The sequence below is a fragment of the Streptomyces sp. C36 genome, from assembly GCF_040932295.1.
In the GTDB taxonomy this organism is placed as follows: Bacteria; Actinomycetota; Actinomycetes; order Streptomycetales; family Streptomycetaceae; genus Streptomyces; species Streptomyces triculaminicus.
Map to the genome: position 1 here is coordinate 131,886 of NZ_JBFQGI010000004.1, position 20,268 is coordinate 152,153.

The following is a 20,268-nucleotide window of genomic DNA, read 5'->3' on the forward strand; positions in this document are numbered from 1 at the left end:
GGCGTTTCTGTGGGCGTTACGTGACGCTGCGGAGTGTGACGGTACATCCCGCCCCCGTGTCAAACGGAAAAAGCCCGCAACGCCACTCGAACGGTAACCCGACAAGCGTCCTGTCTGCCGCCCGGACCGTCACACCACCGTGGGTGGGACCGTGGGTAAGGCGGACACCACCCGGCCGGACCGGGGGAAGGAAAAGGTGACGCGAACACGACCCCTCCTTCCCCCCTTCTCATCAGTCGGCCGAAGGGCCTCTCAGCCGGTCACCGGCGTGATGAAGCCCTGGCCGACGAGCATCCGGACGGACTCCGGCGTGCGGTCGCGCAGCAGCACGGGGTCCTCCCCGATCAGCTGGGCGATCGCGTCCAGGATCCGTCCCGCGCTGAGAGAGCCGTCACACACGCCGGCGAACCCGGCACCCACCGTGTCGACCTTGGTCGCCCGCCGCATGCCCCTGTTCTGCCGCAGCACCACGTGCTCGGGGTCCTCGGCCCCCGGCAGCCCGACCTGCTCCTGCACGACCTCGTCGGCCAGCCGGTAGTGCGCGGCCAGCAGCGCGGCGTCGTCGTGGGTGCGCAGGAAGTCCTGCCGCTCGAAATGCGCCCTTACGGTCTCGCCCAGCGGCTGCTCGACCGGGTGCGGCCACTCCTCGGTGATCACGGAGGGGCGGTCGGAACCCGTCTTGCGCAGCGTGATCCAGCCAAATCCGACGCCCTTGGTCTTACGGGCCTCGAACTCCTCCAGCCACGCGTCATAGCGGGACGCGTACTCCTCGGGGGTGGTGCGGTGATCGCCGGCGTCGCGCAGCCACAGCTCGGCGTACTGCGCGACGTCCTGCACCTCCCGCTGGACGATCCAGGCGTCGCAGCCGTTCGGCACCCAGGACGCGAGCCGCTCCCGCCAGTCCTCGCCGCTCACGTGCTGCCAATTGGCCAGCAGCTGGCAGTAGCCGCCGTCGTTGAGCCGGTCGGCCGCCTGGCCCACCAGCGTGCGGCACAGGTCGTCGCCGCCCATGCCGCCGTCGCGGTAGGTCAGCCGGGCGCCGGGGGAGATGACGAAGGGCGGGTTCGAGACGATCAGGTCGAAGGTCTCGCCCGCGACCGGCTCGAAGAGCGAACCCTGGCGCAGGTCGGCCTCCGGTGCGCCGGACAGTGCGAGCGTGAGCCGCGCGAAGTGCAGCGCGCGCGGGTTGAGGTCCGTGGCGGTGACCCGCCCGGCGTGCTGGGCGGCGTGCAGGGCCTGGATGCCGGAGCCGGTGCCGAGGTCGAGGGCGCTCGACACGGGCGTACGGACGGTGAGCCCGGCGAGCGTCGTGGACGCGCCGCCCACCCCGAGGACCAGCTCCGAGCGGTCCACGCCGGCGGGGCCCGCCGTTCCCTGGGCGATCCCGCCCGCGCCGCCGACGGCGCAGCCCAGATCGGAGACGATCCACCAGTCCTCGCCGTCGGGGCCGCCGTACGGGCGTACGTCCACGCTCGCCCGCACCTGGCCCTCGTCCCGCGCGTCGCGCAGCAGCCAGCCGTCGGCGAGGCAGTCCTCCACCGGCAGCGCGGCGGCGGCCTGCCCGTAGGCGACCGGGCGCTGCAGCAGGAAGAGCCGGACCAGGGTCTCCAGCGGGCCGTCGCCGCGCGTGGCGCGCAGGGCGGGGACGGTCTCGCTGCGTGCGAGCGCGGCGTAGGCGGGGGCGCCGAGCAGCTCGAGGAGACCGTCGGCGGTGAAGGCGGCGGTCAGCAGGGCGTCGCGCAGCCGGGCGGTGCGCGTGGGATCGGCGGCGGGGAGGTGCGTGGTACTCACGGGACCATTGTCGGGTCGCCACCGGTAAATGGCGAAAGCCCGGCGCGGCGCGGGCGGGCGCGGCGCCGGGCGGAGCCAACTGAATGGCGACCCGGGTCACTTCTCACCGGTCAGGTCATGCCGTCACGCCGTCACGCCGCGCTTCGCGTCATGCCGTCACGCCGGGCCGTGGCTCCGGGCCGTAGCTCCGGACCGTCACGCGTGGCTGTCGCCCCGGGCCGTCACTTCTTGGTCGGCGTCGGCGTGACCGACGACTTCTGGCAGCCCGGCTGCTTCGCCATGGCCTTGCCGACGTCACCGGACTGCAGCTTCTTGAGCGCATCGTCGCTGCGGCTGCTGAGCTTGCCGATGTCCGTGGCGATGCTCTTGAGGCCCTCGGCGAACTTGGCCTTGTCCTTGGTGTCCAGCGCGTCCATGCGCTTCTTCAGCCCGGTGTAGGCCGCGGAGAGGTCGTTGAGCGCCTTGACCGCGTTCTTCTGGCTGGTCTCGCCGTCCTTGACCGGGGGCGCGCCCGCGCGGTCGACGGACGTGCCGAGCGCCTTGTAGGCGTCGGCGTTGGCCTGGAAGGCGGTCGAGTCGGTCTGCTGGATCTTCTTCGAGTCCTCCTCGTTCTGGACGTTGGCGATCGAGGAGTTGGCCTCCTGGATCTTCTTCACCTGAGGCTGCATCTGGTCGCAGACGTTCTTCGCCCAGTCGTCGAGCTTCTTCTTGCTGTCGTCGCCGCCACCGCCGCAGCCCGTCAGCGCCAGGACAAGTGCCGCCCCGCCGGACAGTGCAGCCACAAGCTTCTTGTTCACCGGATTGGTCCCTTCAATGGCTCTCGGCCCCGGAACTTACACGGCCGGGCGGCACGGGCCGGGAGCCGAGCACACCATACGTCCGCTTTTCGATCCATTTGCACCAAGAACGGCGTGGCATTCGCCGCACCTGGCGACCGGTACCGACGGGACGTACGGCGCGCCACGGCTGTCACATTCCGGACTGAGGAGCCGTCAGGAGACCACCGCCGGATCGACCGGCTTGGCCGCGGGCTCGGCCTCCCCGTCATCGCCGTCCACGGCCACACCGCGCCGCTTGGAGACATAGACCGCGCCCACGATCACCGCGATCGCCAGCGCCGCCACCGCGATCCGCAGCCCCCGGTTCGCGTCCGCCCCGTAACTGAACTTCACCACCGCCGGCGCGATGAGCAGCGCCACCAGGTTCATCACCTTCAGCAGCGGGTTGATCGCGGGACCGGCGGTGTCCTTGAACGGGTCGCCGACCGTGTCGCCGATGACCGTCGCCGCGTGCGCCTCGCTCCCCTTGCCGCCGTGATGCCCGTCCTCCACCAGCTTCTTGGCGTTGTCCCAGGCGCCACCGGAGTTGGCGAGGAAGACGGCCATCAGCGTGCCGGTGCCGATCGCGCCCGCCAGATACGAACCGAGCGCGCCGACGCCGAGCGAGAAGCCCACCGCGATGGGCGCCATGACCGCCAGCAGACCGGGCGTGGCCAGCTCGCGCAGCGCGTCCTTGGTGCAGATGTCCACCACCCGCCCGTACTCGGGCTTCTCGCTGTAGTCCATGATCCCGGGGTGCTCGCGGAACTGCCGTCGCACCTCGTAGACCACCGCGCCCGCCGACCGCGACACCGCGTTGATGGCCAGGCCCGAGAAGAGGAAGACGACGGCCGCGCCGAGCACCAGCCCGACGAGGTTGTTCGGCTGCGAGATGTCCAGGCTCAGCCCCATCTCGCCCGCCTTGGCGTGCACGTCGTCGACGGCGGTGGCGATCGCGTCGCGGTACGAGCCGAAGAGCGCGGACGCGGCCAGGACGGCCGTGGCGATGGCGATGCCCTTGGTGATCGCCTTGGTGGTGTTGCCGACGGCGTCGAGGTCGGTGAGCACCCGCGCGCCCGCGCCCTCGACGTCACCGGACATCTCGGCGATGCCCTGCGCGTTGTCGGAGACCGGGCCGAAGGTGTCCATCGCGACGATGACCCCGACCGTGGTCAGCAGGCCCGTCCCGGCCAGCGCCACCGCGAACAGCGCCAGCATGATGGACGTGCCGCCCAGCAGGAACGCCCCGTACACGCCGAGGGCGATCAGCACCGCCGAGTAGACCGCCGACTCCAGGCCGAGCGAGATGCCGGAGAGCACGACCGTCGCGGGACCGGTGAGGGAGGTCTTGCCGACGTCCCGTACGGGCCGCCGGCTGGTCTCGGTGAAGTAGCCGGTCAGCTGCTGGATGAGCGCCGCGAGAACGATGCCGATCGCCACGGCCACCAGCGCGAGCACCCGCGGGTCGCCGTCGTGGCCGGCGATGTCGGCGTCCTCGACGCCGGTCAAGTCCGCGTAGCTGGAGGGCAGATACGCGAACACCGCCACCGCCACCAGGACGAGGGAGATGACGGCCGAGATGAAGAAGCCCCGGTTGATCGCGGTCATTCCGCTGCGGTCGCTGCGCCGCGGCGCCACCGCGAAGACGCCGATCATCGCGGTCAGCACGCCGATGGCGGGCACGAGCAGCGGAAAGGCCAGACCCGCGTCGCCGAACGCCGCCTTGCCGAGGATCAGCGCGGCCACGAGCGTGACGGCGTACGACTCGAAGAGATCGGCCGCCATGCCCGCGCAGTCGCCGACGTTGTCGCCCACGTTGTCCGCGATGGTCGCGGCATTGCGCGGGTCATCCTCCGGAATGCCCTGTTCCACCTTGCCGACGAGGTCGGCGCCGACGTCGGCCGCCTTGGTGAAGATGCCGCCCCCGACCCGCATGAACATCGCCAGCAGCGCCGCGCCGAACCCGAAGCCCTCCAGCACCTTGGGCGCGTCCGCCGCGTACACGAGCACGACGCAGGAGGCGCCCAGCAGGCCGAGGCCGACGGTGAACATCCCGACGACACCACCCGTACGGAACGCGATCTTCATGGCCCTGTGCGCGACCTCCGTCAGGTCCTTCTCGGGCTCGCCCTCGGCCGGCGTCGCCTCCCGGGCCGCCGCGGCCACCCGCACATTGCTGCGCACCGCCAGCCACATGCCGATATAGCCGGTGGCCGCCGAGAACAACGCGCCGATCAGGAAGAAGACCGAACGCCCGAAGCGCTGCGACCAGTTGTCCGCCGGAAGCAGCATGAGCAGAAAGAACACGACCACGGCGAACACGCCGAGCGTGCGCAACTGCCGGGCGAGATACGCGTTCGCGCCCTCCTGCACCGCCGCGGCGATTCTCTTCATGCCGTCGGTTCCCTCGCCTGCCGAGAGCACCTGTCGCACCAGTACCACGGCCACCGCCAGTGCCGCGATCGCGACTGCCGCGATCACCATCACCAGCGTGCGATTGCCGTCGGTCAGCTCGACCGCGAGATTCTGAGTGAAGTCCACCTGTCGAGGGGTAAGGGGCCCCGCCATTCGTCCTCCCTGACGTTTGGCACATGGGCGTGCGGCCGCGGCGCGACACAGGGACAACCGCGGGAACAGCCGCCACGCTCAGGCGTCCTGAGCTCAAGATGGACGGATTGTAGGGAGCATGGCGAGATCAAAACAGAGCGCGGGAACCGGAATGAGACTGCGCGCCTACGGACCCCCGAAACGATCCACCGGCCCTTCGCCGGTGTCGTGCCGGTCCTTCGTCGGTCTTTCGCCGGTCTTTCGCCGGTCTTTCACCGATGATCTGAAGATGCCCGGCAGATCATCGGCAGGTGATCCGGCGATTCGATGATCTCCCCGTGAAGATCCGGAACTCGGCGGAGCCCACGACCGGAATTCCGCGGGCACGATCGAGAATCAGCCAGGTGTTTTCACCCGGGCCGACGACGGGATTACGCCGGTTGGGACGGGGGACCTACAGCGGAAGGCGGCCCGCGGGCTACGGCGTCACGGACGCCGGGGTCGTCGGCCAGCTCATCCGGATCAGACCGCCGTCCGCGCCCGCCGACACCTCGACGTCGTCGACCAGACCGCTGATCACGGCCAGGCCCATGTCGTCCTCGCCGTCACCACCGGCGTCGTCCGCCCCCGGCTCGGTCCCGGCGGAACCCGGGGTGGCCACGGCAACGGAGATCGCATGCGGGGCGTCGTCGGCGACCTCGATGGAGAACTTCTTCTCGTCCTCGGTCAGCACCACCCGTACCGGGCTGGGGATCTCCTGGCTGACATGCAGGCCGACGGCGCGCGAACACGCCTCCCCGACGGCCAGCCGGACCTCGTCCAGCACCGCCTCGTCAACCCCGGCCCGGCGCGCCACCGCGGCCGCCACCAGCCTGGCCGTCCGGACATGCTCGGGAAGGGCACTGAAGAGAAGTTCGACGGTGGCCATGCCATCCCCCTCGGTGGAACGTGCCCTCTTTCCCTCTTCCGGAAGAGGGCGGACTCGCAGAGGGGCCGGACCCTCGGGCCCAGGACCCCCCGGCGTGGCTCTGTCGTCGGGCGTCCGCCGCCGGCCGGTCCTCCCGGCCGCCGGGTCCGCCCGGCCGTCTTGTCCAGTCGCGACGTGTGCGGTCGCGTCTGCCTGGTCGGTCTAGTCGGTCGCCTGCACCGCGTCCTCGACCGAGGTGTGGATCGGGAACACCTTGGTCAGACCGGTGATACGGAAAATCTTGAGAATGCGCTCCTGGTTGCAGACCAGCCGCAGCGAGCCCTCGTGGGCCCGTACCCGCTTCAGTCCGCCGACCAGAACGCCGAGCCCGGTGGAGTCGAGGAAGTCGACACCCTCCATGTCCACGACGAGGTGGTAGTTGCCGTCGTTGACCAGCTCGACCAGCTGCTCACGCAGCTTGGGCGCGGTGTACACATCAATCTCGCCACCGACCCGGACAACCGTACGGTCGCCTACGGTCTCGGTTGACAGGGACAGGTCCACGGATCCTCCAGCACCTTGCATCGAGCGGTCGCCCCCCATGGATCGGCAGCCGCGATGGCATTCAATCACTTACCGGCAGGCGTGCACGACGCCTTGGCGCCATTGTCCGTCACTCCAGTGACACACTCGATGTCGATGGCCAACGATCAACTCCCGCCGGAGGCGGGCGTACATCCCGCTCCCCGGACGGTCCTCGACCGACTCGCCGCCGGGCCGAGCCGGGCTGCACGCATCACTCATACGGAGCACTTGCCCCCGCGTCCCGGACGTCATGCCCCCTGGCCCGAGAAGATCCGGCCGGAAGTGATCGAGGCCATCCGGGCGGCGGGCATCGAGCGGCCGTGGGCCCATCAGGCGCTCACCGCCGAGCACGCGCTGCGCGGCGAGTCCGTCGTCGTGGCCACCGGCACCGCCTCCGGCAAGTCCCTCGCCTACCTCGCGCCGGTGCTGAGCACCCTCCTGGACGGCTCCGAGGCCCCCAACGGCCGCGGTGCCACCGCCCTGTACCTCGCCCCCACCAAGGCCCTGGCCGCCGACCAGCGCCGCGCCGTGCGCGCTCTGGCCGCCCCCCTGGGCAAAGGCGTCCGGCCCGCCGTCTACGACGGCGACACGCCCGTGGAAGAACGCGAATGGGTGCGTCAGTACGCCAATTACGCGCTCACCAACCCCGACATGCTCCACCGCTCGATCCTGCCCGCCCACCCCCGATGGGCCTCCTTCCTGCGCGCCCTGCGCTACGTCGTCGTCGACGAGTGCCACACCTACCGCGGCGTCTTCGGCTCCCACGTCGCCCAGGTGCTGCGCCGGCTCCGGCGCGTCTGCGCCCGCTACGGCTCCTCCCCCGTCTTCCTCCTCGCCTCCGCCACCGCCTCCGACCCCGCCACCGCCGCGAGCCGCCTCACCGGCCTGCCGGTCACCGGCATCACCGAGGACGCCTCTCCGCGCGGCGAGCTCGTCTTCGCCCTCTGGGAGCCCCCGCTCACCGAGCTCCACGGCGAGCGCGGCGCCCCCGTCCGCCGTACCGCCACCGCCGAGACCGCCGACCTCCTCACCGACCTGACCGTCCAGGGCGTGCGCACCGTGGCCTTCGTACGCTCCCGGCGCGGCGCCGAGCTCATCGCCCTGATCGCCCAGGAACGCCTGGCCGCGGTCGACCGCTCCCTCCCCTCCCGCGTCGCCGCCTACCGCGGCGGCTACCTCCCCGAGGAGCGCCGGGCCCTCGAGCACTCCCTGCACACCGGCGAGCTCCTGGGCCTCGCCGCCACCTCCGCCCTCGAACTCGGCGTCGACGTCGCCGGCCTCGACGCCGTCCTCCTGTCCGGCTACCCCGGCACCCGCGCCTCCCTGTGGCAGCAGGCCGGCCGCGCGGGCCGTACGGGCCGGGGCGCGCTCGCCGTCCTCATCGCCCGCGACGACCCCCTGGACACCTACCTCGTCCACCACCCCGAGGCGCTGTTCCGCCGACCGGTGGAATCCACCGTCCTCGACCCGGACAACCCCTACGTCCTCGCCCCCCATCTGTGCGCCGCGGCCGAGGAACTGCCGCTCACCGAATCCGACCTGTCACTGTTCGGCCCCGAGGCCATGGTCGTGATCTCCCAGCTCGAGGCCCGCCGGCTGCTCCGCCGCCGGGCCGCCGCCTGGCACTGGACCCGCCGCGAGCGCGCCGCCGACCTCGCCGACATCCGTGGCGGCGGCGGAAGGCCCGTCCAGGTCGTGGAGGAGGGCACGGGCCGGCTGCTGGGCACCGTGGACGCGGCCGCCGCCCACAGCACCGTCCACGAAGGCGCCGTCCACCTCCACCAGGGCCGCACGTACCTCGTGCGCCACCTCGACCTGGACGAGGCCGTCGCCCTCGTCGAGCAGGCCGATCCGCCCTATTCGACGACCGCCCGCGACACCACCGCCATCTCCGTCCTCGAGACCACCACCGAGATCCCCTGGGGAGACGCGCGGCTGTGCTTCGGCTCCGTCGAGGTCACCAACCAGGTCGTCTCCTTCCTCCGCCGCAAACTCATCACCGGCGAGGTCCTCGGCGAGTCCAAGCTGGACCTGCCGGCCCGCACCCTGCGCACCCGCGCCGTGTGGTGGACGGTCACCGAGGACCAGCTCGACGCCGCCCGCATCACCCCCGAGGCCCTCGGCGGGGCCCTGCACGCCGCCGAACACGCCTCCATCGGCATGCTCCCCCTCTTCGCCACCTGCGACCGCTGGGACATCGGCGGCGTCTCCGTGCCCCTGCACCCCGACACCCTCCTGCCGACGGTCTTCGTCTACGACGGCCAGCCCGGCGGCGCCGGCTTCGCCGAGCGCGCCTTCCACACGGCCGCCCGCTGGCTCGGCGCCACCCGAGAGGCGATCGCCTCCTGCGAGTGCGACACCGGCTGCCCCTCCTGCATCCAGTCCCCCAAGTGCGGCAACGGCAACGACCCGCTCGACAAGAGGGCGGCGATCCGGCTCCTGAGCCACCTCCTCGCCGGCGCCCCCGCCCCGGAGGGCCCGGAGGACGCCGGGGGCCCGGAAGGCGGCCTCGAAGGCGGCCTCGAGGCCCCTGACGCTCCCAAAGGTCCCGAAGGCCCCGAGAGTCCCGGAGGGACCCCCGGGAGGGGCTGAGGGGCTAGCCGGGCGGCCCCGCGCGCGAGCGCACCCGTACGGAGTAAGGACCTGCTCGCGCCTCCGCCGCCACTTCCGCGAACTCGCCCTTCACCCTGCAGCGCACCACCCGCGCCGTCTGCGCCGCGGCGACCTCACGAGCCAGAGCGCAGGCCGCGCTCTGGCCGAGGAGAGCGTGATCCGCCGCGGCCAGCACCGCCAGGTCCGCCGCGCCGCCCGCGCGGTGCCGGGCCGCCACGGCCTGGCCCAGGGCCAGGACCGCGGCGAACACCACGCAGAACGCCGTCGCGACGACCGCCACCCACACCGACGCCATGCCCCGATCACCCCACCGTGTCCTCCGCAAGGGCCACCGCCTCCCCGCTCAGTGGCACCGCCAGCGGCCCCGGACCGTCCGCATCCGCCCGAACGCGCACCCGCACCAGGTCCCCCTCGCGCCCCAGCGAGATCCGCGCCCCGCGCGGAGCAGCCGACCGGGCCGCGGCGACGGCCGCCGACGGCGGATCCGAGCGGGCCGCCGCCCGCGCCCCCGCCCGGGCCGCGTCCACACACTGGATCTGCGCGGCCGACGCCATCACACCCCAGAGCAGAGCCAGGGCGAAGAACGTCAGCACGGGCAACGCCAGAGCGGCCTCGGCGGTCACATACCCCGCGTCTGCGGCGGCTGCCGTGCCTGCCGCGCCTCCCGCGTCAGAACGTCGCATGGAGGGCCTTCACGATCAGCTGCTGCAGTGCCGCGCTCACCGGCCCGCTGGTGACCACCTTGTAGAGAACCGCCGCCAGCGCACACGCGGCGAGCGTCCCCACCGCGTACTCCGCGGTCGTCATCCCGTCCTCGCCGGCACCCCGCAGCCGGTCCCGGCACCGCGACCACCACGTCGCCGCCTCGGAGACCCTCGCCGACGCCGTCATCGGTGCTTTCGCCGTCGTCGCCTGCATCGCTTTTGTGCCCGTCATCGTCGTCATGGCTGATCCCCCTACTCGCCGCGAGGTTCTCGCCTCGCGCATCGTCACTTTCGTTGTCCGACCGCCGCCTTGGCGGCATCGCACCGTTCCTCAATCGCACCGTTCCTCACCGGCTCCGCATCAGCCCGCCGGCCAGCCCGATCACCACGGGAACCACCCCGACCGTCAGGAACGCGGGGAGGAAGCAAAGCCCCAGCGGCGCCGTCGCCAGGACGCCCGCGCGCCGCGCCCGTATCCCCGCCGCCCGCGCCTGCGCCGCGCGCAGCTGCGCGGCCAGCCGCGACATGGGCTCCACCGCCGGAACTCCCGTGGCCTGAGCCCGCTCCAGGCAGCGGGCGGTTCCTCCTGCCCCAGGGAGGCCGCCGAGCCGGCCCCAGGCCACACCCGGCTCTCCGCCGAGGCGCACTTCCGCCGCGGCCTGGGCCAGCCGCTCCCCCACAGGGCCGCCGAGCGATCCCCCGACCGCCTCGGCGGCCTCCCGCGGGCCCGCACCCGCGGCGAGGCAGGCGGCCAGCAGATCCGCTGCGAGGGGCAGTTGTCGCTCCACCTCCTCCACGGACACCTCGCCATGGGCACTGTCCGCTCTCCTGCGCCACCACCGGATCCCGTAAGCAGCCACGAGGCCCGCCACGCACCAGGTGATTCCTCCTACGAGCCCGACGAGGACGAGGCCGACGCCTCCCAACACCGCCAAGGGCCGCCCTCCCCTGGCCGCCAGGGCCTGCCGTGCCCGCCGCCGCCACGGGTTCGCCGCCGGCGGACCCGGCGCGCCACCCGTCGGCCCCACCGACCGTGCAGCGCCCGCCATCCCGCGCATATCGAGCAGCAGTGCCCCTCGCCGCCGGACGGATCTCCTGCCGCGGGCCCCCTTCCCCAGCACCGTCACGGCCGACGCCGACATGACCACCAGAACCACTGCCCACAGGCTGTGGACAACTTCCGAACTCACTTCCGCCCCCTTCCCGGGCCTTCGGCCGCTCGTACGATCCGCCGCGTCCAAGCGATTCCCGCGCACTCGAGCAGCCCGCCGAGAGCCAGACAGCCCAGTCCGCCCGGGGTGTGCAGCAGCACCCGCAGCGGCTCAGCCCCCAGCGCACTGCCCATCAGCAGGGCCAGCACCGGCAGCAGGGCGAGCATCACGGCCGTCGACCGCGTGCCGGCCAACTGCGCCCGTAATTCGTCCCGCTGGTCGCGCTCTGCCCCAAGGGCTGCCGCGACCCGCTCCAGTCCGGCGGCGAGCCCCGCTCCGCCGTCGACCGCGACCCGCCAGCACGCGGCCACTCCGTTGAGCCCCTCCGCGCCTTCCTGCAGCCCTGCTCGCCGCAGCGCTTTCGGCACGTCTCCCCCGAACCTCGCGGCCGCCGGCACCGCCGACCAGCCCGGGCCCAGGTCCCGTCCGGTCAACCCCGCGACCGCCTCGCCCGGTTGCCGCCCCGCTCGCAGCTCGCCCGCGACGGTGCCGCACATCTCGATGACGGCCGTCTCACGCCGCTCGCGCTCCCGGTCCCGTAGCCGCGCGGCAAGCAGCCGCCGTACCAGTGGCACGGCCAGCGCCGCCGCCATGGGCGGCAGCGGGGAATCGCCCAGGAATCCGACCGCGCAGCCGACCGGGAGGCAGGCCCACTCGCGCCTGTCCCGGGCCATCCGCCGCAGCCGGGCGCCCCATTCGGCGACCCGTGGTGGCACCGGCGCCCACGCTCCGCTCCCGACGGCCGTCTCTCCCCCGGCCAACAGCAGCCTGGCCCGGCGCAACTCCGCTCCCGGGCGGGCCCCCAGCCCCACGATCACCGCCCCGCACAGCAGCAATGCCACGCCGCTCCACGGCATCGCCTGCGACGCCGTCATGGCGGCGGACATGCGCACCTCGCCGGTCATGGCCCGCCCCTTCCGCGTCGGCACAGCGCCGCCAGCCGGCCCCACCCGGGCGCCTGCTCGAAGCCGCCCGCGCTTCGGACGGCGGCGGGGACCGTCGTCACGAACCCCGCACGGTCGCGGTCCAGTACGTGCACTTCCGCGACCCGCCGCCGGCCGCCGTGATCGCGTACGAGGTGGATCACCACCGACAAGGCGGCCGCCAACTGGCTGTGCAGCGCGGCCCGGTCCAGCCCGGCCGTCGATCCCAGCGCTTCCAGCCGGGCCGGGACGTCCGAGGCCGCGTTGGCGTGCACCGTGCCGCAGCCGCCCTCGTGACCGGTGTTGAGCGCCGCCAGCAGATCGGTCACCTCGGGGCCGCGCACCTCCCCGACCACGAGCCGGTCGGGGCGCATGCGCAGGGCCTGGCGGACCAGGTCCCGCAGGGTGACCAGGCCGGTGCCCTCCTGGTTCGCGGGCCGGGTCTCCAGCCGCACCACGTGCGGGTGGTCGGGGCGCAGCTCGGCGGAGTCCTCGGCGAGCACGATCCGCTCGTCCGGCGCGACCAGTCCCAGCAGGCTGGACAGCAGTGTGGTCTTGCCCGAGCCCGTACCGCCGCTGATGAGGAATGACAGACGGGCCTCGAGCACGGCTCGCAGCAGCCGCTCCCCGCCGGCCGGCACCGTCCCCGCGGCCACCAGCTCCTCCAGCGCGAAGGCCCTGGGGCGTACGACCCGCAGCGAGAGGCAGGTGGATCCCACGGCCACCGGCGGCAGCACGGCGTGCAGGCGCGTGCCGTCGGGGAGCCGGGCGTCCACCCAGGGCCGGGCGTCGTCCAGCCTGCGTCCGGCGATCGAGGCGAGCCGCTGGGCCAGCCTGCGCACCGCCGCCGGGTCGGGGAAGGACACCTGGGTGCGCTCCAGGCCCGACCCGCGGTCCACCCACACCTGGTCGGGGGCGGTGACCAGCACATCGGTGACGTCGGGCTCGGCGAGCAGGGGCTCCAGCGGTCCGGTGCCGACCAGCTCCGAGCGCAACCGGGCGGCCACGCCGAGCACTTCGGCGTCCCCCATCAGCCGCCCTTCGGAACGCAGCGCCTCCGCGACCCGTGCGGGCGTCGGCTCGGCGCCACTCTCGGCCAGTCGCAGGCGCACCGCCTCCAGCAACGCGCCGCTCATACCGGCATCCCTCCGCCCTCGGTGAGTGCCTGCGCCCAGAATTCGGCGCTGAAGCGGGCCAGCGGGCCGCGCTCGGCGCTGCCGGGTGGCCGGCCGGCGTTCAGCGCGTCCGCGAGGCCTGGCTCCGGGGGCAGTTCACCGGCCAACGGCAGGCTCAGGAGGCGTGCGATCTCCTCGCCCGGCAGCCCGGATCCGAACGGTCCGCGCACCACCGCGCGGAGGTCGCCCAGGATCATCCGCAGCACGGAGGCCACCCGGTGTGCCGCCGCGACGGCCCGCAGCTCGGCGGGCACCACCAGCAGGCCCATGTCGAGCTGCCCGAGGGCCTCCAGCGCCGTGTCGTCCAGCCTGCGCGGCAGATCCACGACCACCACTCCTCCGCGCCGGCGCGCGGCGGCCAGGACGGCCCGCATCGCGTCGGGCGGGACGGCCGCGCAGTCGCCGCGGTCCCAGCTGAGGACGCGCAGGGAGTGCAGCTCGGGCAGGGCCTCTTCCAGCGCCCGGGCGGCCACCCGGCCGCGCGAGTCGGCGAAGGCGGGCCAGCGCAGCCCTTCGGCTCGCTCCCCGCCGAGCAGGACGTCGAGGCCGCCTCCCAGCGGATCGCCGTCGATCAGCATGGTCCGCCGGCCGGCGCGGGCGGCTCCGACGGCCAGGGCGCAGGCCAGCGTGCTCGCCCCGGCGCCGCCCCGGCCGCCGATCACGCCGACCGTGAGCGCGGGGCGCCCCACGCCCTCGACCGCGTCGGCGATGCGGTCGACCAGCCAGCTCTCGCCGTCGGGCAGCAGCGCGACGTTCTGGGCGCCGATGCCGACGGCCCGCCGCCAGACGCCGGAGTCGTCGAGGTCCGTACCGACGAGCACGACGCCTTCCCTGCGGGCGACGCCGCCCAGCCCCGTCGAGCAGTCGTCGCCCACCAGGATCAGCGGGGCGTTCTCCCAACCGCCCGTGCGCGGGGGCGCCCCGTGGGCGACCTCGGGCACGGCCCCCGCCGCCGCGCACAGCCGCAGCAGATCGTCGAGCAGCTCCTCGTCCGCCGTGACGATCAGCGGCCTGCCCTGGCGCAGGTCCATGGCGGCCGGACAATCGGATGTGTTGGATCCGGTCACGGTCTCCTCCCCTCTCACTACGCGCTCTCGCATCCGCGGGCATCGCGGAACACGCGGGGAATCACCGTGCAGCGAACTGGGAAATCGTGTGGATCTTGGTCAAAAACTGTGGACAACTCAACGGATGTGAATATCCCGCTCACCTATACCGGTGACTTCCGGAGAGCAGCCTGTTGATTACCCTGCGTAACAGGTATGAAGGAAGCGTCGGTCGCGCCCGTCGAGGCGTACGGAGAGGGGGAGGGCCCGATGGCGATGGCGAAAACGCATCCGGACATGCGACGACCCCCGCCGGGGGGGAGAGCGGGGGTCGTCCCCACGGCCGACTCGGGGGGGGAGGAGTCGGACCGGGTTAGACACGGTCGCGAACGATCCGTGACTTCCATGGTGTACCCGAGAGCCTTCTCAGGCAAACCCACACGCCTCAGCTTACGCCGAATGGAGGGCGCCTATGCTCGGCGACGTGGAAAACCACTCCTTGCCTCGGACTGCCGCGTTCTTTGATCTGGACAAGACAGTCATTGCGAAGTCGAGCACGCTCACCTTCAGCAAGTCCTTCTACCAAGGCGGCCTGATCAACAGGCGCGCCGTGTTGCGCACCGCCTATGCGCAGTTCGTCTTCCTGGCCGGCGGCGCCGATCACGACCAGATGGAGCGGATGCGCGAGTATCTGTCGGCGCTCTGCCGCGGCTGGAATGTCCAGCAGGTCCGCGAGATCGTCGCCGAGACCCTCCACCAGCTCATCGACCCGATCATTTACGACGAGGCCGCGTCCCTCATCGAAGAGCACCACACCGCCGGGCGCGACGTGGTGATCGTCAGCACCTCCGGCGCGGAGGTCGTGGAGCCGATCGGCGCCCTGCTGGGCGCGGACCGGGTGGTCGCCACCCGAATGGTCGTAAAGGAGGGCGTTTTCACCGGGGAGGTCGAGTACTACGCCTATGGCCCCACCAAAGCGGAGGCCATCAGGGAGCTCGCCGCCTCGGAGGGATACGACCTGGCGCGCTGCTACGCCTACAGCGATTCGGTGACCGACATCCCGATGCTGGAATCGGTGGGTCATCCGCACGCCGTCAATCCGGACCGTGGGCTGCGCCGCGAGGCCGTAGCCCGCGACTGGCCGATTCTTTCCTTCAGTCGACCCGTGCGGCTCAAACAGCGCGTGTCCTCGCTGTCGATGCCCTCGCGCCCCGCGCTGGTGGCAGCCGCCGCGGTCGGTGCGGCAGCCGCGACGGCGGGCCTGGTCTGGTTCGCCAGCCGCCGACGCGCGCCCGCACCCGCCTTGGTTGGTTTTGCCCCCAAAAACAAAGAAGTGCGGCTTGGACTTCCGCTTCTGTCGAGACAGGAGTAGAAAGGACTTAACGGCCCGCGAGACCAGGGACATCCGGGAGGACGCCCTTCACGCACCAAGGCCCCACGGACCGCGCATGAAAGTCGGGCACCCACGCGACGCCGACCCGTCGATTACGGGCCAGCCGCACCAGGTGACGGGCGAAGTACCCGACCTGATGGGCAAATATCGTGCACGCATGGTAACCCGGCGGACGTGCCAGCGGCGGTACCAGAGCAGTACAGGTACCGCCGCAACCCATGTCCGCACCCGTGCGCCTTTCCGGCACCGGACGTGCGATCAGGCCGCGCCGCGCTGGAGCGCCTCACAGACGGCCGTGCTCTCCCGCACACCGAGCTCGACGGCGCGGCCGCAGTGCGCGATCCAGGCCGCCAACCCGTCGGGCGTACCGGACGCATAGCCCTCCAGCGCCGCCATGTAGGCCTGCGACCCCAGCTCCGCGTGCCCGACCTCGGCCGGGCAGATCGACTTCGGGTCCAACCCGCTGCCCACCAGCACGATCCGCTCGGCCGCCCGGGCGACCAGGCCGTTGTACGAGCCGAACGGACGCAGCGCGAGCAGCTCGCCGTGCACCACGGCGGCCGTCACCAGCGCGGGCGCCTGGCTTCCCGCGAGCAGCAGGCCGGCCAGACCCTCGAGCCGGCCCGACATCTCGTCGGCGTCCGGCAGCGGCAAACGGAGCAGCGGCTCGTCGACCGTCTCACCGGCCAGCCGCGGCCTGCCGATCGCGTCGTCCGGGCCGCCGCCCCCGGCGGCCACGAGATGCAGCCGGGCCAGGACCCTCAGCGGCGACTGCCGCCACACGCTCAGCAACTGGCCGGCCTCGGCGGTCAGTCGCAACGCCGCGCCCACCGTGCGCGGCTCACCCTCCCCGCCGAAGTCGGTGCGGCGACGCACCTCTTCGAGCGCCCAGTCCGCGCCGGACAGCGCGGCCGAGCCCCGCGCGCCCCGCAGGGCGGCCTCGGAGGTGATCTCATTGCTGCGGCGACGCATCACCCGGTGGCCGTACACCCGGTCGACCGCCTTGCGTACGGAGTCCACGGAGTCGGCGACGCCCGGGAGCGAGCCCAGGACGGCGAGCGGATCAGCTGTCGTACTCATGGGTAAGACACTACGCACTTCGCCCTGACACCCCTCGAAAGAGTGGTCCTCTTCACTCACCGCACTCACTCAGGGCACCTCCGCACCTACTCTTGGTGAACATGAAGATCGCTTTCGTAGGGAAGGGCGGCAGCGGCAAGACCACGCTGTCCTCTTTGTTCATCCGCCACCTCGCCGCCGAGCAGGTCCCGGTCATCGCCGTGGACGCGGACATCAACCAGCATCTGGGCGCCGCGCTGGGGCTCGACGAGGCGGAGAGCGCCGCCCTGCCCGCGATGGGGGCGCGGCTGCCCTTGATCAAGGACTATCTGCGCGGCTCGAACCCGCGCATCACCTCGGCCGACACCATGATCAAGACGACGCCTCCCGGCGAGGGCTCCCGGCTGCTGCGCCTCCGCGAGGACAACCCGGTCTACGAGGCGTGCGCCCGCACGGTACGGCTGGACGACGAGGCGGCCGTACGACTGATGGTGACCGGCCCGTTCAACGACTCCGACCTGGGCGTCGCCTGCTACCACTCGAAGGTCGGCGCGGTCGAGCTGTGCCTGAACCACCTCGTCGACGGCCCGGGCGAGTACGTGGTCGTCGACATGACGGCGGGCAGCGACTCCTTCGCCTCCGGCATGTTCACCCGCTTCGACATGACCTATCTGATCGCCGAGCCCACCCGTAAGGGCGTCTCCGTCTACCGCCAGTACAAGGAGTACGCCCGGGACTTCGGCGTCGGGCTGAAGGTCGTCGGCAACAAGGTCCAGGGCCCCGACGATCTCGACTTCCTGCGCGCCGAGGTGGGCGACGACCTGCTGACGGTCTTCGGCCACTCCGACTGGGTACGCGCCATGGAGAAGGGCCGCCCTCCCCGCTTCGAGCTCCTGGAGGAGGCCAACCGGCAGGCTCTGGGGACCCTGCGCGCCACGGCGGACCGGTCGTACGAGCGGCGCGACTGGCAGCGGTACACCCGCCAGATGGTGCACTTCCACCTCAAGAACGCGGAGCGCTGGGGCAACGCGAAGACGGGCGCGGACCTGGCGGCGCAGGTGGACCCCGCCTTCGTGCTCGACGAACGGCTCCTGGCCGCCCCTCAGCCCGCCTGACGCCCGGAACCACCGCGGCCGGCGGCTTCACGACCTACGCCGGAAACGGGCCAAACAGATAAAAGTACATAGTCACCCAATAGAGGGAAGCTTCCGCCTGCCCCTCGGTCATTTCTTTACTCTCTATTACGATTCGTTTACTGAGAGTTGAGAAACACCCGCCATCGCCGACACGAGGACGGGAAATGATCACGCGCGCTCGGCGGGATGTGTCCGCCTCCGTCTCCCTCTTTCTGGCCGCCGTCCCCCTCTCCCTGGGAATCGCGCTCGCCTGCGGCGCACCGTTGTGGGCGGGGCCGGTCGCGGTGGCGGTGGGCGGCCTCGCGGCCGGGGCGTTCGGGGGAGCGTCGCTTCGCGCGAGCGGCGCGGCCACGGGGCTGATCGTGGTGACGGCCGAGTTGGTCCAGCGCCATGGCTGGCGGGCCATGTGCGCGATCACCGTGCTCGCCGGCGCGGCCCAACTCGTCCTGGGCGCGGTGCGAATGGCCCGCCCCTCGCTCATGGAGCGCGCTCTGTCGGCGATCGGTCCGCCTATCGTGCGGGGCCTGCTCGCCGCGACCGGTGTCACGATCGTGCTCGGACGGCTGCCCGCGGTGCTGGGCAGCCGACCCAACGAGTCGGCCCTGGGGAATCTGGCGGCTCTGCCCGCCGACATGATGCGTGCGCACCTGCCGACGCTGCTGGTGGGCGCGGCCACCGTGGCGGTGCTGGTCGCCTGGCCCCGGCTGCCCGCACCGGCCGCTCGCTGGGCCCGGCCGGTCCCCGCGGCGTTCGCCGCCCTGGCCGTCGCCACGGCAACGGGTCTCCTTGTCGACGTCGCCCGCGTCACCGCTTCCCCCTGGGCGCTGACAGCGCTTCCCGCTCTGCCGGACGAGCCGGCCCTGGGGCTCCTCGGCGCCGTGGTGATGGTCGCGCTCGTCGCGAGCGCGGAGACGCCGGGCCTTTCGGCGCGGGCCTTCGCCGGACAGGGCGTGGCGAATGTGGTGTCCGGGCTGCTGGGCGGGCTTCCGGTGGCGGGCGGCGCGATTCACCCTTGGCGTCACGCCCAGCCGAGCGCCGAGGACGGGAGCCCGGCAGGGGACGCGAGCCGGGACCGGGCGCCGTCCTCGGCCGAGGACGGGCCGCCGGGGAGCGCACAGAAGACGGCAGGAGATGCGGGAGGAGAAGAGGGCTCCCGCGCGGCGACGGTTCTGTACGGCGTCTGGGCGCTGCTGTGCGCCGCCCTGTTCACCGCCGCGTTCGCGTGGATCCCGGCGGTCGCCCTGGCGGTTCTGATCACGGCGGTCGGTGTGCGGATGGTGCGCTTCGCGCACCTTCGGCACGCGCGACGGCAAGGCGACTTCGCGGTGTACGCGGCCACGTTGGGGGCCGTGGTGCTGTTCGGCGTTCTGCAGGGGGTCATTGTGGGCATCTCGGTCACCGCGCTTCTCGCCCTGAGGCTGCGCTGGGCAGGCTTTCGCAGCCGGTACGGACAGGCGGTGGCGGATGCCGTCGACGCCCACAGGTGTCTCCCCTGGACGCCTTGGCGCCAGCATGACTGCACCCGTCCCGCCGACGCCGAGACGGACACGGCGGAGATCGGTGGCGAGCGACAACTGCTCGGCGGGGTGAGCGCCTTCCAGCGCAACACCGCCCCGCTCGTCCGCGACGAGCTGGCTCGGCTCGCCCGCGAGGGCCAGCGCCCCAGCCAGCTCTTTCTGACCTGCGCCGACTCCCGGCTGGTGACCAGCATGATCACCTCCAGCGGCCCCGGAGACCTCTTCACCGTGCGCAACGTCGGCAATCTGATGCCCCCGCCCGGCAGCGACGCCAGTTGCGACTCGGTGGCGGCGGCCGTGGAGTACGCGGTCGAGGTGCTGAAGGTGGGCAGCATCACCGTCTGCGGCCACTCCGGATGCGGGGCGATGCAGGCGCTGCTGGACCTCGCCGCCTCGCCTGCCGGGCACGGGCTTCCGGTGGGCGGCCAGACCCCGCTCACCCGCTGGCTGCGGCACGGCCGTCCGAGCCTGGCCCGTATGCAGCGGATCGGACGACTGGGGCGCGGGGAGGTGGCGCTGGCCGAGCGGCTGGTGGCGGACGACGTGGAGCGGCTGGCGCTCGTCAACGTGATGCAACAGCTCGACCACCTGATGGCCCATGCCTGTGTCGCCCGACGGGTGGCGGAAGGATCGCTTCAGCTGCATGGGATGTACTTCCACGTCGGGGAGGCGCAGGCCTACGTCCTCGACCGGCGCTCCCGCACCTTCACCGCCGTCCGGCCCGAAGTCCTGGACGCGGCGTGATCCCCTCCCCCGCCCCCTCCCCCGCCCGCGCGCCCGTCACGGTGCGCCCGTAGCACCGGGCGCACCACACCCTCTGACCTCGGGCGATCACCGAGCAAA

General features: G+C 72.3%; 17 protein-coding genes. 4 read left to right on the forward strand and 13 right to left on the reverse strand.

Annotated features, from left to right (window positions below):
* Nucleotides 1-252 precede the first annotated feature (252 nt).
* The 5 genes from AB4K12_RS14055 to bldG all read right to left on the reverse strand — a co-directional run bounded on the left by AB4K12_RS14055 (nucleotide 253) and on the right by bldG (nucleotide 6,627).
* The gene (locus AB4K12_RS14055; protein ID WP_368434549.1) at nucleotides 253-1,791 is read right to left on the reverse strand and encodes a methyltransferase; all 1,539 of its coding nucleotides are present in this window, start codon (nucleotides 1,789-1,791) and stop codon (nucleotides 253-255) included.
* A 221-nt stretch (nucleotides 1,792-2,012) separates the two neighbouring features.
* A complete protein-coding gene (locus tag AB4K12_RS14060; protein WP_362255212.1) occupies nucleotides 2,013-2,588 on the reverse strand; it encodes a small secreted protein in 576 nt (191 codons plus the stop codon).
* Between the two features lie 195 nt (nucleotides 2,589-2,783).
* Nucleotides 2,784-5,177 (reverse strand): sodium-translocating pyrophosphatase, encoded by a 2,394-nt coding sequence (locus tag AB4K12_RS14065; RefSeq protein ID WP_368434550.1) that lies wholly within the window; start codon nucleotides 5,175-5,177, stop codon nucleotides 2,784-2,786.
* Nucleotides 5,178-5,634: 457 nt separating this feature from the next.
* Nucleotides 5,635-6,084, reverse strand: a complete 450-nt coding sequence (locus AB4K12_RS14070) for an ATP-binding protein (protein WP_368434551.1) — start codon at nucleotides 6,082-6,084, stop codon at nucleotides 5,635-5,637.
* 201 nt (nucleotides 6,085-6,285) lie between these two features.
* Entirely contained in the window at nucleotides 6,286-6,627 is a 342-nt protein-coding gene (bldG, locus tag AB4K12_RS14075; RefSeq protein ID WP_086565946.1) for an anti-sigma factor antagonist BldG, read from the reverse strand.
* 54 nt (nucleotides 6,628-6,681) lie between these two features.
* On the opposite strand from bldG, the gene AB4K12_RS14080 reads away from it, so the two are divergent.
* On the forward strand, nucleotides 6,682-9,240 hold the full coding sequence (locus AB4K12_RS14080; RefSeq protein WP_368434552.1) for a DEAD/DEAH box helicase: 2,559 nt from the start codon (nucleotides 6,682-6,684) through the stop codon (nucleotides 9,238-9,240).
* Nucleotides 9,241-9,244: 4 nt separating this feature from the next.
* Here AB4K12_RS14080 and AB4K12_RS14085 read toward each other — a convergent pair whose 3' ends face one another.
* From AB4K12_RS14085 to ssd, 7 genes are all read right to left on the reverse strand, one after another.
* On the reverse strand, nucleotides 9,245-9,556 hold the full coding sequence (locus tag AB4K12_RS14085; RefSeq protein WP_368434553.1) for an Rv3654c family TadE-like protein: 312 nt from the start codon (nucleotides 9,554-9,556) through the stop codon (nucleotides 9,245-9,247).
* A gap of 7 nt (nucleotides 9,557-9,563) precedes the next feature.
* Nucleotides 9,564-9,944 (reverse strand): TadE family type IV pilus minor pilin, encoded by a 381-nt coding sequence (locus tag AB4K12_RS14090; RefSeq protein WP_368434554.1) that lies wholly within the window; start codon nucleotides 9,942-9,944, stop codon nucleotides 9,564-9,566.
* Entirely contained in the window at nucleotides 9,931-10,197 is a 267-nt protein-coding gene (locus AB4K12_RS14095; protein WP_368434875.1) for a DUF4244 domain-containing protein, read from the reverse strand. Before AB4K12_RS14095 ends, AB4K12_RS14090 begins: the two co-directional genes overlap by 14 nt.
* A 115-nt stretch (nucleotides 10,198-10,312) precedes the next feature.
* Nucleotides 10,313-10,894 carry a type II secretion system F family protein gene (locus tag AB4K12_RS14100; protein ID WP_368434876.1) on the reverse strand — a complete coding sequence of 194 codons (582 nt, stop codon included), beginning with the start codon at nucleotides 10,892-10,894 and terminating at the stop codon, nucleotides 10,313-10,315.
* A gap of 257 nt (nucleotides 10,895-11,151) precedes the next feature.
* Entirely contained in the window at nucleotides 11,152-12,081 is a 930-nt protein-coding gene (locus AB4K12_RS14105; protein WP_368434555.1) for a type II secretion system F family protein, read from the reverse strand.
* Nucleotides 12,078-13,235, reverse strand: coding sequence for a TadA family conjugal transfer-associated ATPase (locus AB4K12_RS14110; RefSeq protein ID WP_368434556.1), 1,158 nt, complete (start codon nucleotides 13,233-13,235; stop codon nucleotides 12,078-12,080). The genes AB4K12_RS14105 and AB4K12_RS14110 overlap by 4 nt, the downstream gene beginning before the upstream one ends.
* Nucleotides 13,232-14,305, reverse strand: coding sequence for a septum site-determining protein Ssd (gene ssd / locus AB4K12_RS14115; protein ID WP_368434877.1), 1,074 nt, complete (start codon nucleotides 14,303-14,305; stop codon nucleotides 13,232-13,234). The genes AB4K12_RS14110 and ssd overlap by 4 nt, the downstream gene beginning before the upstream one ends.
* Before the next feature lie 487 nt (nucleotides 14,306-14,792).
* On the opposite strand from ssd, the gene AB4K12_RS14120 reads away from it, so the two are divergent.
* A complete protein-coding gene (locus tag AB4K12_RS14120) occupies nucleotides 14,793-15,692 on the forward strand; it encodes an HAD family hydrolase (protein ID WP_368434557.1) in 900 nt (299 codons plus the stop codon).
* Between the two features lie 279 nt (nucleotides 15,693-15,971).
* Here AB4K12_RS14120 and AB4K12_RS14125 read toward each other — a convergent pair whose 3' ends face one another.
* A complete protein-coding gene (locus AB4K12_RS14125; RefSeq protein ID WP_368434558.1) occupies nucleotides 15,972-16,793 on the reverse strand; it encodes an oxidoreductase in 822 nt (273 codons plus the stop codon).
* A 101-nt stretch (nucleotides 16,794-16,894) separates the two neighbouring features.
* Between AB4K12_RS14125 and AB4K12_RS14130 the strand changes: the two genes are divergently transcribed.
* Complete coding sequence (locus AB4K12_RS14130; protein ID WP_368434560.1) at nucleotides 16,895-17,887, forward strand: ATP-binding protein; 993 nt, start codon at nucleotides 16,895-16,897, stop codon at nucleotides 17,885-17,887.
* A 185-nt stretch (nucleotides 17,888-18,072) separates the two neighbouring features.
* Nucleotides 18,073-20,169 (forward strand): carbonic anhydrase, encoded by a 2,097-nt coding sequence (locus AB4K12_RS14135; protein ID WP_368434561.1) that lies wholly within the window; start codon nucleotides 18,073-18,075, stop codon nucleotides 20,167-20,169.
* The last annotated feature ends 99 nt before the right edge of the window (nucleotides 20,170-20,268 follow it).